We start from the raw sequence: 17592 nt of genomic DNA, 5'->3' as shown, positions 1-17592 counted from the left end.
TTGCCCAGCGCTATAGTGAAGTGGGTCATGGCCCCACTCGATCAGCATACTGGAAGCGAGTCGCCCGATGAAAAGCCATACCGATGCCGCCAGCCGTCCGGCGGTCGAGGTTGTGACGCAGTTGCCAGTGCCCTCGCGGCTCGGCATGTTGCGTTTCGAGCGGCTGAATGAGGCGAGTTGGGCCTTGCTGTTTCTCGACCCTGCCTGCGAACGCCAACTGGGTCTCGCCGCCAGCGAACTCTGCGGGCTGATCGGCTCGCCCTATGCCAGCCTGATGGAGCCCGAGGCGCGCTACCACTTGCACGATGCGATCCAGTTGCAACTGTGCGACAGCCCGCACTACCAGGTGCGCTACACCCTGCATACACCGCACGGCGCGCTGCACCTGCTGGAGCTTGGCGAACCCTTCAAGCAGCGCGGCCGGCAGCTGCTGCGCGGCTATCTGCTGGCGGCGGACGGGCCCGCCCTCCCCAGCGAGCGACCGCAACAAACGGAGCTGCTAGCGCAGAACAGTCGCCTGCAAGCGTCCCTGGAGTTGTACCAGCGCTCTCAGGAAGAACACCTGCAACACCTGGTCCGTTCGCGTGCGCAGCAAAACCTGATCGTGCGCCTGGCGCAGCATCGCTACAATTCTCACGATCCGCTGCGAGAAGCCGCCGAGCTGATTACCCAGGCCGCCTGCGAGACCTATGCAGTAGCCCGCGCCAGTATTTGGCATTTGCGCCAGGAGAGGCTCGAGCCAGTGGCGCTGTACTGTCTCGAGCCGGGCCATCACGAACTACCCGAGGCGCTCGACGCCAGCCAATACCCCCACTATCTGGCTGCCCTGCACAGCGGCCGCGCGATCGATGCGCACAACGCCCTGCGGGACCCGCGCACCCGCGAACTAGCGGAAAACCATTTGAAGCCACGAGGGATCAACGCCCTGCTCGATGCCAGCGTCCGCGTCGGTGGAGAGGTGGTTGCCGTGCTGTGCCTGGAACACATCGGGACACCACGGGTCTGGCAGGCCGACGAAGTTGCCTTCGCTGGCGAGCTGGCCGATCAATTCGCCCACGCCCTGGCCAACCAGCAGCGGCGCAGCGCTAGCAGCGAGCTGCACTTGTTCCGCCGTGCCGTCGAACAGAGCGCCAGCGCCTTCCTGCTGGTCGATCGCGATGGCCTGGTGGAATACGTCAACCCCAGCTTCACCGCGATCACCCTGTACAGCGCCGACGAGGTGCAAGGCCGGCGCATGTCCGAGCTACCCGCACTGGAGAACCTCAACGACCTACTGTTCGATGCGCGCTCCAACCTGGCCCAACACAACAGCTGGCAAGGCGAATTCCGCAGCCGACGCAAAAACCTGGAGCCCTATTGGGGCCAGCTGTCGATCTCCAAGGTCTACGGCGAAGACGGTGGGCTGACCCACTACATCGGCATCTACGAAGACATCACCCAGAGCAAGCTGGCGCAGCAGCGCATCGAGCGCCTGGCCTATACCGACAACCTCACGCGTCTGGGCAACCGTCCGGCGTTTATCCGCAGCCTGGGAGAACGCTTCGCCCGCACCAGCGACCAGCCGATCAGCCTGCTGCTGGTGGACATCGACAACTTCAAACGAATCAACGACAGCCTCGGCCACCAGACCGGCGACAAGCTGCTGATGAGCCTGGCGCGGCGGCTGCGCAACAGCCTGAGCCCGAACGGCAGCCTGGCGCGCTTCGCCAGTAACGAGTTTGCCCTGCTGCTCGACAACAGCGATGTGGCGACCGGCCAACGGGTCGCCGGGCAAATCCTGCAAACCCTGGATAAACCGCTGTTCGTCGACAACCAACTGATCAGCGTCACCGGCTCGGTCGGCCTGGCCTGCGCGCCACTGCACGGACAGGACCCGCACACCCTGATGAAACATGCCGGCCTGGCCCTGCATAAAGCCAAGGCCAATGGTAAGAACCAGTGGCAGGTGTTCACCGAAGCACTGAATGCCGAGGCCAACTACAAACTGTTCGTCGAGAACAACCTGCGCCGCGCGCTGACGCAGAACGAGCTCGAAGTGTTCTACCAGCCCAAGCTATGCCTGAAGAATGGCCAATTGCTGGGGCTGGAGGCCTTGCTGCGCTGGAACCATCCGGAAAAGGGCATGATCAGCCCGGATCAGTTCATCAGCGTGGCCGAAGACACCGGGCTGATCATCCCTATCGGCAAGTGGGTGGCGCGCCAGGCCTGCCGCATGAGCAAACAACTGACGACGCTCGGCCTCGGCACCTTGCAGGTGGCGATCAACCTGTCGCCCAAACAGTTCTCCGACCCGGATCTGGTCGGCTCGATCGCCGCCATCCTGCATGAAGAACAACTGCCGGCCCAATTGCTCGAACTGGAGCTGACCGAAAGCCTGCTGCTGGAAGCCACCGAAGACACCCGCCAGCAACTCAGCCGCCTGAAGAGCCTCGGCCTGACCCTGGCGATGGATGACTTCGGCACCGGCTATTCGTCGCTCAGCTATCTGAAGAAATTCCCGATCGACGTGATCAAGATCGACCGCAGCTTTATCAAGGACATCCCGGACAGCCAGGACGATATGGAGATCACCTCCGCGGTGATTGCCATGGCGCATAACCTCAAGCTCAAGGTGGTCGCTGAAGGGATCGAGAGCGCCGCACAACTGAGCTTCCTGCGCCGGCACAAGTGCGACATTGGCCAGGGCTATCTGTTTGACCAGCCCATCGCCGGCCGCGAACTGTTGGAAAGCCTGCGGCGTTACCCGTGCCGAACGGGGAGCTGATCCGCCGCCTGGCAGATTGTCCGGCGGATGAGTAAAGCGTCGTCCACCCTACGCGCCCTGTGATCGCTGAAGCGTGTTGGTGTCTATCGGTCAGCCCGACTCGCTTTATCCGCCAAAGGGATAAGCTATAAGCTGCCCATCCAGCCCAGCTGAGGAAAAGATCATGGTTCTGCGTTCGCAAATTCTCGCCCACAAACTCGACCTGCCGAGCGCCGAACAGGCCTTACCGGGGCGTGACAGCCCAATGCCGGTGCCGGCCAGTCACTTCGTCAACGGCCATCCGCTGCAGGGCCCTTTCCCGGCGGGCCTCGAACAAGCGATCTTTGGCCTGGGTTGCTTCTGGGGCGCCGAGCGGCACTTCTGGCAACAACCGGGCGTGTGGACGACCGCGGTGGGTTACGCCGGCGGCCAGACGCCGAACCCGACCTACGATGAAACCTGCTCCGGGCTGACCGGGCACACCGAAGTGGTGCTGGTGGGTTTCGACCCGCGCGAAACCAGCTACGACGCGCTGCTGAAGGTGTTCTGGGAAGCGCACAACCCGACCCAGGGCATGCGTCAAGGCAACGATATCGGCACCCAGTACCGCTCAGCGATTTACGGCACCAGCGCGGCCCAATTGGCCGCCGCCAAAGCCAGCCAGGCCTTGTTCCAGAGCCAGCTCGAAGCCGCCGGTTTCGGCCCGATCACCACCGAAATCGCCGAGGCGCCGCCGTTCTACTACGCCGAGGCCTATCACCAGCAGTACCTGGCGAAAAACCCAGCCGGCTATTGCGGCCTGGGCGGCACCGGAGTTTGCCTGCCGGCTTGAGACAAAGGGCGGATTTGTCACAATGCGATTAACCCGCCCGACCAGTCGTGAACAAGGCCTTGCCGAGTGCTCAATCGCCTAATGCCAGCCAGTTAGCGCTTTTATCCCCTCTCCCGTTTACGGGAGAGGGTTAGGGAGAGGGGAAGTGAATGCCTAACTGACTGGCATTAGGTCAACCGCCCGCCTTTTCCTCGATCAACCAATCCATCCGCCAGCCGCCCTGGGTTTGCGCCAGTTTCTCGGCCAGCCAGGGCAGTAGCTGCTTGAGCTCTTCTTCCAGCCCCCAGGGCGGGCTGGCGATGACCAGACCCGAGCCGTTCAGACCAAACTCGGCGCTGTCGACGGGATGCACGTACAACTCGACACGCAGCAACTTGGGCGCACCACTCTTGGCCAGGTCGTTATAAAAGCGCTTGAGCTGGCGCTGATCCTTGATCGGGTACCAGATCGCCGCCACCGTCTGACGCATGCGGCTGATCGCTTCCTTCAGCGCTTGCGCGCAGCGCTGCAACTCATCGACCTGCTCGAAGGGCGGGTCAATCAGCATCAACGCACGCTTCTCGGCCACCGGCAGCAACGCCCGCGGAATGTGCCAGCCTTCGCCCAGGTGCACTGCGACGCGGCGGTCGTGCTTCATATTATCTTTGAGCAGGCGGCCATCTTCCGGGTGTTTCTCGTTCAAGTGCAGACGATCCTGCGGCCGCGTCAGTTGGCGCGCCAGCTCGGGCGAGCCCGGGTAGTAACGCAGGCCGCCGCCCGGGTTGAGCTCGCGCAGCACGCGCAGGTAATCGGCGGCCAGCTCCGGCACATCGGCGGCCTCCCACATGCGATTGATCCCCTCCAGCCACTCGCCGGTCCGGCTGGCCTGGTCACCCTTGAGATCGTACAGGCCGACACCCGCATGGCTGTCGAGGTAGGCGAACGGCTGCTCTTTCCGCCCCATCAGGGCGATCAGACGGGACAACACCAAGTGCTTGAAAACATCGGCATGATTGCCGGCGTGGAAGGCGTGGCGGTAGTTCATAGAAGGCTCCTCGCGAGGCGGCGAATTCTACCGTAGGAGCGAGCTTTGCTCGCGAAGCTTTTCAGTTGCCTGCATTCGCGAGCAGGGCTCGCTCCTACAAAGACCCTTGACCCGCTCGCCAGTGGGTTTTGCCCCTTCATCACTCCCCTGGATGTTGCTAGGCGCCGTTCATTCACCGATCTAGACTCCAGCGATCCCATTGGAGGTATGCCGCATGTCCGAGACCCTGCTCAGCTCCCGCAACCTGGCCTTCGAGCTTTATGAAGTACTGGACGCCGAAGCCCTGACCCAGCGCAAGCGCTTCGCCGAGCACAACCGCGAAACCTTCGACGCCGCCATCGGCACGGCACGCAGCATTGCGGAAAAATTCTTCGCCCCGCACAACCGCAAGGGCGACGAGCACGAACCTGAGTATGTCGACGGTGCCGCCGTACTGATTCCGGAAGTCAAACCGGCGGTCGACGCCTTCCTCGCGGCCGGCTTCCTGAATGCCACCCGCAGCTTCGAGCAAGGCGGGATGCAGCTGCCGACCCTGCTGTCGCAGGTCTGCTTTGCGCATTTCCAGGCGGCCAACGTCGGCAGCTCGGCCTACCCATTCCTGACTATGGGTGCGGCCAACCTGATCGAGACCTTCGGCAGCGACGAGCAGAAGCAACGCTTCCTGCAGCCGATGATCGAGGGCCGCTTCTTCGGCACCATGGGCCTGACCGAACCGCACGCCGGTTCCTCTCTGTCGGATATCCGCACCCGCGCCGAGCCCGCAAAAGACGGTAGCTATCGCATCCGCGGCAACAAGATCTTCATCTCCGGCGGCGACCATCCGTTGTCCGAGAACATCGTCCACATGGTGCTGGCCAAGCTGCCGGACGCACCGCCCGGGGTGAAGGGCATCTCGCTGTTTATCGTGCCGAAGTTCCTGGTCAACGCCGATGGCTCGCTGGGCCCGCGCAACGACGTGATCCTCGCCGGTCTGTTCCATAAGATGGGTTACCGCGGCACCACTTCCACCGCGTTGAACTTCGGTGATAACGGTGAGTGTGTCGGTTATCTGGTGGGCAAGCCGCACCATGGCCTGGCCTACATGTTCCAGATGATGAACGAGGCGCGCATTGGCGTCGGAATGGGCGCGGTGATGCTCGGCTATGCCGGCTACCTGTATTCGCTGGACTACGCTCGCGAGCGTCCGCAAGGCCGCCTACCGGACAGCAAAGACCCGACCACGCCGCCGGTCAGCATCGTCCAGCACGCCGATGTGAAACGCATGCTGCTGACCCAGAAGGCCTATGTCGAAGGCGCTTTCGACCTCGGCCTGTACGCCGCGCGCCTGTTCGACGACACCCAGACCCTGGAAACCGAGGACGCCCGCAAGCAGGCCCATGAGTTGCTTGACCTGCTCACTCCGATCGTCAAATCCTGGCCCTCGGAGTTCTGCCTGAAGGCCAACGAGCTGGCGATCCAGATCCTCGGCGGCCACGGCTACACCCGCGAATACCCGGTGGAGCAGTACTACCGCGACAACCGCCTGAATCCGATCCACGAAGGCACCCATGGCATCCAGTCGCTCGACCTGCTCGGACGCAAGCTCGCGCAGAACGGCGGCGCCGGACTCAAGCAGCTCAACGCACTGATCCAGGGCACATGCCAGCGCGCCAGCCAGTACGACTCGCTGAATGCGCTACGTGCACCACTGGAAAAGCTGCTAACGCACCTGTCCAGCGTCACCCTGGCACTGCTCGGCGATCTGGCCCAAGGCAAGGTCAGCCAAGGCCTGGCCAACTCGGCGTTGTACCTCAAGGCCTTCGGCCACGCGGTGATTGGCTGGCGCTGGCTGGAACAAGCGATCCGCGCCGAAGAAGGGCTGGCCAAAGGTAACGCCGCTGACGTCGACTTCTATAAGGGCAAGCTGCAAGCCGCACGCTACTTCCTGACCTGGGAAGTACCGAGCTGTCACCACGAGTTGGCACTCCTGGAAAGCCGCGACGACACCTGCCTGACGATGCAGGACTCTTGGTTCTAGTCCCCTCGCCGACGATGCCTGATGGCATCGTCGGTGGGTTTCACCCACCCTACATTTTCTGTAACCCGCGTAATCAACGCCTCGCCCTGTGCGGGGCGTTTTTTTGACAGGCTGATCAAGGCACAGGTTAGAATCCTCTGGCATGGGTACTGCATACGCCGCACCTATTCAGTCTTTCTGTTACCACCTGGAGCCCGCCCGTGGATGCAAGCGCCGTCAACAGTCTGTTTCTGATCGGTGCGATGCTGGTGGCCGCGAGCATTCTGGTCAGCGCGTTCGGCTCGCGCTTCGGCATCCCGATCTTGGTGATTTTCCTCGCGGTCGGCATGCTCGCCGGCAGCGACGGCTTCGGCGGTATCGTCTTCACCGATTACTCCACCGCTTATCTGGTCGGTAACCTGGCGCTCGCGGTGATCTTGCTGGATGGCGGCCTGCGCACCCGCGTGTCGAGCTTTCGCGTGGCACTCTGGCCGGCGCTGTCGCTGGCCACCGTCGGGGTGCTGGTGACTGCCGTACTGACCGGCGTCGCCGCCGCCTGGCTGTTCGACCTGAGCTGGCTGGAAGGCCTGCTGATCGGCGCCATCGTCGGCTCCACCGACGCCGCCGCGGTATTCTCACTGCTCGGCGGGCGCGGGCTGAACGAGCGGGTCAGCGCCTCGCTGGAGATCGAGTCCGGCAGCAACGACCCGATGGCGGTGTTCCTCACCGTGACCCTGATCGACATGCTCGCCAGCGGCCAGAGCGGCTTCAGCTTCAGCTTCATCGGCCATCTCATCAGCGAATTCGGCATCGGCGCCGTGCTCGGCCTCGGTGGCGGCTGGCTGCTGCTGCAACTGATCAACCGCATTCATCTGGCCAACGGCCTCTATCCGCTGCTGGTGGTCAGCGGCGGCCTGCTGATCTTCGCCCTGACCAACGCCGTCGGCGGCAGCGGCTTCCTCGCCATCTACCTGTGCGGCCTGCTTTTGGGCAACCGGCCGATCCGCAGCCATCACGGCATCCTGCATATGCTCGACGGCCTGACCTGGCTCAGCCAGATCGGCATGTTCCTGGTGCTCGGCCTGTTGCTCACCCCCCACGAACTGATGCCCATCGCCTTGCCGGCGCTGGGTCTGGCGCTGTGGATGATTCTGTTCGCCCGCCCGCTATCGGTGTTCCTCGGCCTGTTGCCGTTCCGCGCCTTCCATGACCGCGAGAAGGCCTTTATCGCCTGGGTCGGCCTGCGCGGCGCGGTGCCGATCATTCTCGCGGTGTTCCCGCTGATGGCCGGGCTGCCGAATGCCCAGCTGTTCTTCAACGTAGCCTTCTTCATCGTGCTGGTCTCGCTGATCTTGCAGGGCACCAGCTTGCCGTGGGTGGCCAAATGGCTGCGGGTGACGGTGCCACCGGACCCGGCCCCCATCTCCCGCGCTGGCTTGGAGATCCACCCGACCAGCCAGTGGGAGTTGTTCGTCTACCGCCTCGGTGCGGAGAAATGGTGCATCGGCGCCGCCCTGCGCGAGCTGAAGATGCCCGAAGGTACGCGCATCGCCGCACTGTTCCGCAGCCAGAAGCTGCTGCACCCCTCCGGCAGCACCACCCTGGAGGCCGGCGACATCCTCTGCGTGGTCGGCCACGAACATGACCTGTCGGCCCTTGGCAAGCTGTTCAGCCAGGCGCCGGAGCGCGGTATGGACCTGCGCTTCTTTGGCGACTTCGTCCTCGAGGGCGACGCCGAACTGGGCGCGGTGGCCGCACTTTACGGCCTGAAGCTCGAGGATACCGACGGCAACTTGTCACTCGGCCGCTTTATCGCCAATGAGATTGGCGGCGAACCGGTGGTCGGCGATCAGGTCGAATGGAACGCCCTGACCTGGACGGTCGCGGCGATGGAGGGGAACAAGATCCGCAAAGTCGGCGTCAAATTCCCCGAAGGCAGCCGCCCCGGGCCAAGCCTATTCCTCTAAACTCCACCACTTCAAGAGCCGCACGATCAGCGACCATGCCATTTTTACGTAGCCTTTTTACTGCCAGCCTGCTTGGTCTGTGCCTGAGTTTCCAACCTCTGCAGGCCGCCGAACCCCCGACTAGCAGCGGCGTGCAGAGCAGTCTGGACAGCCTCGGCGAGCGCAAGCTGCCCGAAGCCGAACAACAGGCAGTCAAACAAACTCTCGAAAACACCTTGCGCTTTCTCGCGGCTAAAGAGGACAGCGAGCAGCGCTTGAGCGACCTCAAGCACAAGCTGGCCGAAGCGCCAAGGCTGATTAGCGAAGCCCAGCGCGAACTGGCAAAGCTTAAAGCGAGCCCGCCCCTATCCATCGCGCAGCGCTATGCCAACAGCTCAGAGCCGCAACTGGAACAACAGTTAACCGACCGCAGCACCCAACTGAGCGACTGGCAGAAGGCGATCGCCGAGGCCAACAGCCAGATCATCACCGCACAGACGCGCCCCGAACGCGCCCAAGCGGAAATCAGCAGCAACCAGACCCGCGCCCAGGAGATCAACGGTCTCCTCAAGAATGGCAAAGACGGCGGTAAGCCGCTAAGCCCCGAGCGCCGCGACCTGCTCAACGCGGAACTCGCCTCACTGACCGCGCAAACCTTGCTCCGCCGCCAAGAGTTGGCCGGCAACAACCTGCTGCAAGACCTCGGCAACAGCCAGCGCGATCTGCTTGATGAGCGCATCACCCGCGTGGAGCAGGAAAGCCGCGAACTGCAATCGCTGATCAACGACAAGCGCCGCGCACAATCGGAAAAAACCGTCGCCGAGCTGTCGCTGGAGGCGAAGAAAGCCGGCTCCGACAGCCTCCTGGCCAGCGAAAGCGCCACCAACCTCAAACTCTCCGATTATCTGCTGCGCACCACCGACCGCCTCAACCAGCTGACTCAGCAAAACCTGCAAACCAAGCAACAGCTGGATACCGTCAATCAGAGCGATCAGGCCCTGGATGAACAGATCAGCGTGCTCAAGGGCAGCCTGTTGCTGGCGAAGATTCTCTATCAACAGAAGCAATCGCTGCCGCAGCTCAAACTCGACCGCAACCTGGCCGATGAAATCGCTGATATCCGCCTCTATCAGTTCGAGTTGAACCAACAGCGCGAGCTGGTCAGCAATCCCACCGCCTATGTCGAGCAGTTACTGGCCAAACAACCGCCCGAAGAAGTCAACCTGCAGCTGCGCAAAACCTTGTTTGACTTGATAACTACGCGCAGCGAGCTGTTGGAGCGACTGAACCGCGAAATGAATGCGCTGCTCAACGAGTCGATCACCCTGCAACTGAACCAGAAACAACTGCAGAGCACCGCGCGCACCTTGCGCGCGACCCTCGATGAACAGATGTTCTGGATTCCCAGCAACAAACCACTGGATCTGGGTTGGTTCAAGCTCGTGCCGAAGATGCTCGAACGCCAGCTCAGCGCCGTACCTTGGGGCTCAGCGGTCAACGAACTGGGCTCCGGCTTGATCGACCGCCCGCTGCTGTTCCTGCCGCTTTTGCTGTTGATCGGCGTACTGCTGTGGAAGCGCAGCTATCTCTCGCAAAAGCTGGTAGAGCTGCATCAGGACATTGGCCACTACAAACGCGACAGCCAGTTGCATACCCCGTTGGCGCTGTTGCTGAATGTCCTGCTGGCTCTGCCGGGCGCGCTGTTCCTCGCGCTGTGCGGGTTTGCCCTGCAAATGGACGCCAGGGGGCAGAACGCCACCTTGGGTGCGGCCCTTATGGAGATGGCCCAGGCCTGGCTGGTGTTCTATACCGCCTACCGCATCCTCTCGCCCGCCGGCGTCGCCGAATTGCACTTTCACTGGGCCCGTCCGCAGGTCGAGTTCCTGCGTATCCAGATCCGCCGTCTGGGTCTGGTGGTCCTGGCGTTGGTCGCCATCGTCACCGTGGCCGAACATCAACCGGCGGCCCTGGCCGAGGACGTCATCGGTATTGGCGTGGTGCTCACCTGCTACGCCCTGATGACCTGGCTGATGAGTTCCCTGCTGCTGAGCGGCCCGAGCCGCGAGCACGCCTCAGTCTTCCGCCTGTTGATCGGTCTAGGCTTCACCGCCCTGCCGATCGCACTCTTCATCGCGGTGGGCTTCGGCTACTACTACACCGCGCTCAAGCTCAGCGACCGCTTGATCAACACGCTCTACCTACTGATGCTCTGGCTGGTGGTGGAAGCCACCTTCGTACGCGGTCTCAACGTTGCGGCACGGCGCCTGGCTTACCAACGTGCCCAGAGCAAGCGCCAGACGCAGGTCAAAGAGGGGGGCGAAGGCGGCGAGATTGTCGAAGGGCCGACCCTGGACATCGATCAGGTCAACCAGCAGTCATTGCGCCTGATTCGTCTGGCCTTGCTTGGCGTATTTGTCGTCGCGCTGTACTGGGTCTGGGCCGACTTGATCTCGGTGTTTTCCTACCTGGACAACATCACCCTGTACGAATACACCAGCGGTACCGGCGGCGACGCCAGTCAAGTGCCGATCAGCCTCAGCGACCTGCTCGGTGCGCTGCTGATCATCACCTTGACCGTGGCTCTGGCCCGCAACCTGCCAGGCCTCTTAGAGGTATTGGTACTGTCGCGCCTGGACCTGGCGCAGGGCAGCTCCTATGCCGCCACTACCCTGCTGTCGTATGCCATTGCCGGCATTGGCTTCGTCGCCACGCTATCGGCGCTTGGGGTCAGTTGGGACAAGCTGCAATGGCTGGTGGCCGCACTCTCGGTCGGCCTGGGTTTCGGCCTGCAGGAGATCTTCGCCAACTTCATCTCCGGCCTGATCATCCTGTTCGAACGCCCGGTGCGGATTGGCGACGTGGTGACCATCGGCAACCTGTCCGGCACGGTCAGCCGGATTCGTATCCGCGCCACCACCATCACCGATTTCGACCGCAAGGAAATCATCGTCCCGAACAAGACCTTCGTCACCGACCAACTGGTCAACTGGTCGCTGACCGACACCATCACCCGCGTGATCATCAAGGTCGGCGTGGCCTACGAGACCGATCTGCCACTGGCGCGCAAGCTGATGATGCAGGCCTGCATGGAAAACTCACGAGTGCTGCGCGACCCGGAACCCTTGTTGTATTTCCTCACGATCAGCGCCAGCACCTTCGATCACGAGCTGCGTTTCCATGTGCGCGAGCTGGGTGACCGTAACCCGGCGACCGACGAAATCCTCTCTCGCATCGTCCTGAGCTTCCGCCAGAACGGTGTGGAGATGGCTTTCAACCAGTTGGATATCTTCGTCAAGAACCTGCAAGGCCAGGAAGCCCAACTGGTCGCCGGCAAACCGCTGCCGCCACCGCAACTGCAGCTGCCCTAGCGAGCAGGCGCCTGGACGCACGCCGGTAATTCCGAGGACAATACTAGGAATTACTGGAGGCGCATCTTGTTGAAGTCGCTCACCGATCTGACCTTCGATAATCGCTTCGCCCGCCTGGGCGATGCCTTCTCGACCGAAGTGTTACCCGAACCCATCGCCGAGCCACGCCTGGTCATCGCCAGCACGTCGGCGCTGGCCCTGCTCGATCTCGACCCTGCTGAGGCTGAGGAGCCGGAGTTCGCCGAACTGTTCAGCGGGCACAAACTCTGGGAAAACGCCGAGCCACGGGCGATGGTCTATTCAGGACATCAATTCGGCTCCTACAACCCGCGCCTGGGCGATGGTCGTGGCCTGTTGCTGGGCGAAGTCCTGAATAACGCGGGTGAGCACTGGGACCTGCACCTCAAGGGCGCGGGGCAGACGCCCTACTCGCGAATGGGCGATGGCCGCGCGGTGCTGCGTTCGTCGATCCGCGAGTTTCTCGCCTCGGAAGCCCTGCATGCGCTCGGCATTCCTAGCAACCGGGCGCTCTGCGTGACGGCCTCGAGCACCCCGGTTTGGCGCGAGAAACAGGAGCGCGCGGCCATGCTGCTGCGCCTGGCGCCGAGCCATGTGCGCTTTGGCCACTTCGAGTATTTCTACTACACCAAGCAAACCGAGCAGTTGAAGCAGCTCGGCGAGCACGTGCTCAGCTGCCATTTCCCCCACTGCCTGCAGCAACCCGAGCCCTACCCGGCCTTTTTCCGCGAAGTGGTCGAGCGCAACGCCGAGTTGATCGCCTACTGGCAGGCCTATGGTTTCTGCCACGGGGTGATGAACACCGACAATATGTCGATCCTCGGCATCACCTTCGACTACGGCCCCTATGCCTTTCTCGATGATTTCGACGCCAACCACATCTGCAACCACTCGGATGACAGTGGCCGCTACTCCTTCAGCAACCAGGTGCCGGTCGCCCACTGGAACCTCTGTGCACTGGCCCAGGCGCTAACGCCGTTCATCAGCGTTGAAGTCCTGCGCGAGACGCTGAACCTATTTCTACCGCTGTACCAGGCCCATTACCTCGACTTGATGCGCCGCCGCCTGGGCCTGAGCCAAGCCGATGAGAACGACATGGCCTTGGTCGAACGTCTGCTGCAACTGATGCAGGACAGTCCGGTGGATTACACCCGGTTCTTCCGCGAACTCGGCGACAGCGCCCCGAGCGTGGCGCTCAAGCGACTGCGTGAAGATTTTATCGATCTGTCAGGTTTCGATGCCTGGTCCGCCGACTATCAGGCCCGCAGCGCAGCGGAAGGCGCCAGCCAGGCTGAACGGCAAAGCCGCATGCACGCGGTCAACCCGCGCTACATCCTGCGCAATTACCTGGCACAACTGGCCATCGACGCCGCCGAACAAGGCGACTACAGCGAAGTGCGGCGCTTGCATGCGGTGCTCAGCAAACCCTTCGAGGAGCAGCCCGGCATGGAACGTTACGCCGAGCGCCCCCCGGAATGGGGCAAGCGTCTGGAGATCAGTTGCTCTTCCTGAGCCAGAGCGAGCCATAGGCTGGGTCGCGCCACGCAACCCAGTTCATGCGCAGCCAGGTTCTGCGTGTCGCAGGCTAGCCGCCTACCTGCCCGCCACGGTCGTCACCGACGTCACCGACACCATCCCGACCACTATCGTCGGTCTCGCCCTCGCCGACCCCATGCCGACCGTTGTCGTCGCCGACGTCACCGACGCCATCCCGACCACTGTCGTCGGTCTCGCCCTCGCCGACCCCATGCCGACCGTTATCGTCGCCGACGTCACCGACGCTATCCCGACCACTATCGTCGGTCTCGCCCTCACCTACGCCATGCTGGCCATGATCATCGCCGGGCTCCGCGTGGGTGGAACTGCGACCGGAACGGTCGCCCGCACCATCATCGCTGGAGGCACTATCGCTGTTGCCCCGACCACTATTGGCGCTACCCGGACCACTATTACCGCCATGACCGCTGGCCGAACCGCCGTCGCCGCTGCCCGAGCCGCCGTGACCGCTGGAACCACCATGGCCACCACCCGAACCACCACTGCCAGAGCCGCCGCCGTGCCCACCGCCTGAGCCACCATTGCCCGAACCGCCGCCATGACCGCCACCGCCGCCTGAGCCGCTACCACCGCCACCGGAGCCACCACCGCCTGAGCCACCACCACCACCACCACCGGAACCACCGCCGCCGCCACTCCCCCCTCTTTGGCATCAGCCGTAGGGATCAACTGGCTAGTAACCGGCGACATCGCCGCCGCAGCGAACAGCACCGAGCAAACCGCAACCGCGAGTAATTTCTTTTTCCGGATCATGTGACACCTCTCGTAAAAGCCAAGCCTTAAGGGCCTCCCCAGAGAGCAAGCGTAGACACAGTTAGTTACAGGTAAGGCCCGCCGCGACCGGCGGCCCGCTTCGTGCGGCCCTCACAAATAATCAGATCGCATATAAACCTTCTCAATGATTCTTAGACTCTCTAAACAAAGCCCACTATCTTGGCGCCCCGTGCGGCTAACCGCCCGTCATCCTCCAGCCCAGGCTAGCTGTACATGAAAATCCGCGATCTCGACTACACACCGAACCCGATCAATACCGAACACGAGGCATTGGGTTTACCGCCAGTCGAAGATTTCGTCTCCCACCCTGCCAATCACCCGATTCTCAGAGCGGCCATGTGGCTGGCAATCGCGATACTGCTCAGCTTGCTGCTGTTCCTGGCCTGGCGCCTGTTCTTCGGCGACCACGAAAACAGCGGCATCGAGATCATCGAGGGGGCGCTGAACAGCCCGCTGTTCTGGAGTGCCGTGGCGGTTGGTTTTTTCGCCCAAGCCATCGATGGCGCGCTCGGCATGGCCTACGGCATCACCGCCACAACCTTTTTATTGGGCGCTGGCGCCTCTCCGGCCGCGGCCAGTGCCAGCGTGCATATTGCCGAAGTCTTCACCACCGGCTTGTCGGGTATCTCTCACGTCAAATTGGGTAACGTAAACAAATCCTTGTTTCTGCGCCTGCTGATCCCCGGAATCATCGGGGCCGTATTGGGGGCGGTGGTCATTACTCAATTCGATGGCAAGGCACTGAAGCCTTTTATCTCCACCTATCTTCTGCTGATGGGGCTGTACATTCTGAGCAAGGCATATCGGCATGTGGTGCATAGCAAAAAACCCGAGCACATTGCCAAACTGGCCCTGTTCGGCGGCTTTGTCGACGCTGCCGGCGGCGGTGGCTGGGGCCCGGTAGTGACCACTACCTTGCTCGGCTCCGGCAGTGATCCCCGCACCACCATCGGCTCAGTCAACTTTGCCGAGTTCTTTCTGACCATCGCCAGCGCCACTTCTTTCATCCTCCTGGCCGGTCAGCCGAGCACCTGGCTATTGGTCGCAGGACTGGTACTCGGCGGTTTGTTTGCGGCACCGTTTGCCGCCCTGCTGTGTAAAAAACTCCACGCCAAAACCCTGCTGACGATAATCGGCAGCCTGATCACCCTGATCAGCGCCTACAACATTTACACGGGGCTGGCCTGACGGCCGTCTAGCGCTTTCACGCGGCCCTGCAACTGGTGGTGTGCCTGGTGAATATCGGTGACGCAAAGCCACCTGGCCTCGGCCCCTCACCACAAGCTGCGTTGCCCACCAGGCAACGCAGCCCACGCTTGATATCCGCCCGACCAGGCTCCAGATAGTAGGCATACCGCCCTGGAGCCTTTCATGTCCGACCCTCTGCTGATTCCCTGCCCGCACTGCAACGGCCTCAACCGCATCCCCGGCGAACGCCTCGCTGATACGCCGCGCTGCGGGCGCTGCAAAGATGAAGTCCTGACCGGCAAACCCTTCGATCTGACGCACAGCAGTTACGCCAGCCAGATCAAAGGCGACCTGCCGCTGCTGCTGGATGTCTGGGCCAGTTGGTGCGGACCCTGCCAATCTTTTGCGCCGATCTTCCAACAAGCCGCCTGGCAGTTAGTTGGGCGCTGCCGTCTGGCCAAACTCGATAGCGAAGCCAATCAACAGCTGTCCGCACAACTGGGCGTGCGCTCGATCCCCAGCCTGATTCTGTTCAAAGGCGGTCGTGAAGTGGCACGCCAGAGCGGCGCCCTGCCGTTGCCGCAACTGCTGGCCTGGCTGCATAGCCAAGGCATCTGAAAACCCAGCTCGCTGAACAACCATGTGTGAGCATTTCGGTCAGCTGCGGCGAGCGCCGCGGTCATTGTCGCAGGGCGGGTAACCGCTAGTCTGGTGAGCTATCAATAAGAAGGAGCACGCCATGCCGTTTCCCGCCGAGATCGCCCGCCAGTTCACCGAAGAAAAAATCGCCTTCGTCAAACGCACGAACCTCAAGGCCGAGGTGCTCGAGCCGGGCTTCGTCCGCCTGCGCGTGCCATTGGCGGGCAACGAGAACCATATCGGCACCCTGTACGCCGGCGCGCTGTTCACCCTGGCGGAAATCCCCGGCGGCGCGTTGTTTATCACCAGCTTCGACGCCAGCCGCTTCTACCCCATCGTCAAGGAAATGAATCTGCGCTTTCGCCGCCCGGCCACCGGCGACATCTGGGTCGAGGCGCGACTGAGCGCGGAAGAAATCGAACGCCTGCAAACAGAGGCGGCGACCAACGGCAAAGCCGAGTATTTGCTGGAGCTGAAACTGACCGACAGCAGCGGTGAAGTAGTGGCCGAAAGCCGCGGCCTCTATCAATTGCGTGCGCACTGACGCATGACCTTGTCCTAAGCCGAAAAGCCGACTATTAAATACAAGTTAACCCCTTGAAGAATCGAGTCGGCCACGCGTATGGAGGATCGCCCCATGGTCATCAAACATATCCTTATTGCCCATGACTTACGCAGCACAGCGGACCTAGCCCTACGCCGTGCCACTCAATTGGCGCGCCAGCATCACGCCCGCCTGACCTTGCTGCATGTCATCGAGAGCAACCAACCGGCCGCCGTACAGGAAAAAGCCGAGCAGGCGCTCGACAGCAGCCTGACCCGCTTCGCCCCGCGCGGCAGCGAACTGCACATACAGATCGGGCGCCCGGCCGATGTAATCTTGAACCAGATCCAGGACCTGCAAGCCGATCTGCTGGTGCTCGGCGCCCATCATGAACGCCACGAGTTTTTCTCCGGCACCACCCTCGACCGCATCGCCCGCGGCTGTCACATCCCGCTGCTGCTGGCCTCGATCGACGACGACGCTCCCTACCAGCGCGCCCTGGCCGCATTGAATTTTTCCCTCTGTGCCTGCAATGCGTTCGGCCATGCCTACCGCCTGCTGCCGGCGGCAGCCGAGCTGCATGCCCTGCACGTATTCGAGACGCCCAAGGGCTCCCCAGCGGAAGTCGAGGCCCTGCTGGCCACCCAGCGCATGCTGATCGAGCAATTGCTGCTCGACGAAACGCGGAACCTGCCGGCCAAGGGCCCCACGCTCAGCCACGAGCTCCAGCCGGGCACTCTGCCGCACACGCTCCATGAGGCCATCGGCAAATACCGGCCGCAACTTCTGGTGCTTGGCAGCCACGGCCGCAGCGCCCTGTCCCAGGCCTTGCTCGGCTGCCTGACGCAACACTTCCTGCACAAGGCGCCCTGCGATGTGTTGATGGTGCGGTAAAGAAGGCTATGCCCCATTAAAAGCACCGCGCGTAAAAGACAACCTAGCAAAAAGGCGCCAATTGGCGCC

General features: G+C 62.4%; 12 protein-coding genes. 10 read left to right on the top strand and 2 right to left on the bottom strand.

Annotated features, from left to right (window positions below):
• The first annotated feature begins 67 nt into the window (after positions 1-67).
• Positions 68-2764, top strand: a complete 2697-nt coding sequence (locus D3879_RS07905) for a putative bifunctional diguanylate cyclase/phosphodiesterase (RefSeq protein ID WP_119953499.1) — start codon at positions 68-70, stop codon at positions 2762-2764.
• Between the two features lie 163 nt (positions 2765-2927).
• Positions 2928-3575: a peptide-methionine (S)-S-oxide reductase MsrA gene (gene msrA / locus D3879_RS07900; protein WP_119953498.1), complete on the top strand. Its 648-nt coding sequence runs from the start codon at positions 2928-2930 to the stop codon at positions 3573-3575.
• A gap of 172 nt (positions 3576-3747) precedes the next feature.
• Here the strand turns inward: msrA and D3879_RS07895 are convergent, their stop codons facing one another.
• Positions 3748-4599 carry a 23S rRNA (adenine(2030)-N(6))-methyltransferase RlmJ gene (locus tag D3879_RS07895; RefSeq protein ID WP_119953497.1) on the bottom strand — a complete coding sequence of 284 codons (852 nt, stop codon included), beginning with the start codon at positions 4597-4599 and terminating at the stop codon, positions 3748-3750.
• A 214-nt stretch (positions 4600-4813) separates the two neighbouring features.
• Here D3879_RS07895 and D3879_RS07890 point away from each other — a divergent pair, with 214 nt between their 5' ends.
• The 4 genes from D3879_RS07890 (at position 4814) to selO (ending at position 13439) form a co-directional block, all read left to right on the top strand.
• Complete coding sequence (locus D3879_RS07890; RefSeq protein ID WP_119953496.1) at positions 4814-6616, top strand: acyl-CoA dehydrogenase; 1803 nt, start codon at positions 4814-4816, stop codon at positions 6614-6616.
• Positions 6617-6816: 200 nt separating this feature from the next.
• Positions 6817-8562 carry a potassium/proton antiporter gene (locus D3879_RS07885; RefSeq protein WP_119953495.1) on the top strand — a complete coding sequence of 582 codons (1746 nt, stop codon included), beginning with the start codon at positions 6817-6819 and terminating at the stop codon, positions 8560-8562.
• Between the two features lie 35 nt (positions 8563-8597).
• Positions 8598-11909, top strand: a complete 3312-nt coding sequence (mscK, locus tag D3879_RS07880) for a mechanosensitive channel MscK (protein WP_119953494.1) — start codon at positions 8598-8600, stop codon at positions 11907-11909.
• A gap of 69 nt (positions 11910-11978) precedes the next feature.
• Complete coding sequence (gene selO / locus D3879_RS07875) at positions 11979-13439, top strand: protein adenylyltransferase SelO (RefSeq protein WP_119954923.1); 1461 nt, start codon at positions 11979-11981, stop codon at positions 13437-13439.
• Positions 13440-13742: 303 nt separating this feature from the next.
• Here selO and D3879_RS27445 read toward each other — a convergent pair whose 3' ends face one another.
• Positions 13743-14237 carry a hypothetical protein gene (locus tag D3879_RS27445; protein WP_338014871.1) on the bottom strand — a complete coding sequence of 165 codons (495 nt, stop codon included), beginning with the start codon at positions 14235-14237 and terminating at the stop codon, positions 13743-13745.
• A gap of 234 nt (positions 14238-14471) precedes the next feature.
• On the opposite strand from D3879_RS27445, the gene D3879_RS07860 reads away from it, so the two are divergent.
• The 4 genes from D3879_RS07860 to D3879_RS07845 all read left to right on the top strand — a co-directional run bounded on the left by D3879_RS07860 (position 14472) and on the right by D3879_RS07845 (position 17523).
• The gene (locus tag D3879_RS07860; RefSeq protein WP_119953492.1) at positions 14472-15446 is read left to right on the top strand and encodes a sulfite exporter TauE/SafE family protein; all 975 of its coding nucleotides are present in this window, start codon (positions 14472-14474) and stop codon (positions 15444-15446) included.
• A 183-nt stretch (positions 15447-15629) separates the two neighbouring features.
• On the top strand, positions 15630-16064 hold the full coding sequence (gene trxC / locus D3879_RS07855; protein ID WP_119953491.1) for a thioredoxin TrxC: 435 nt from the start codon (positions 15630-15632) through the stop codon (positions 16062-16064).
• 121 nt (positions 16065-16185) lie between these two features.
• Entirely contained in the window at positions 16186-16629 is a 444-nt protein-coding gene (locus D3879_RS07850) for a YiiD C-terminal domain-containing protein (RefSeq protein ID WP_119953490.1), read from the top strand.
• Positions 16630-16722: 93 nt separating this feature from the next.
• The gene (locus D3879_RS07845) at positions 16723-17523 is read left to right on the top strand and encodes a universal stress protein (protein WP_119953489.1); all 801 of its coding nucleotides are present in this window, start codon (positions 16723-16725) and stop codon (positions 17521-17523) included.
• The last annotated feature ends 69 nt before the right edge of the window (positions 17524-17592 follow it).

Origin of the sequence: Pseudomonas cavernicola, from assembly GCF_003596405.1 — a bacterium.
Lineage (GTDB): Bacteria > Pseudomonadota > Gammaproteobacteria > Pseudomonadales > Pseudomonadaceae > Aquipseudomonas > Aquipseudomonas cavernicola.
This window is presented reverse-complemented; position numbering and strand designations above follow the sequence as displayed.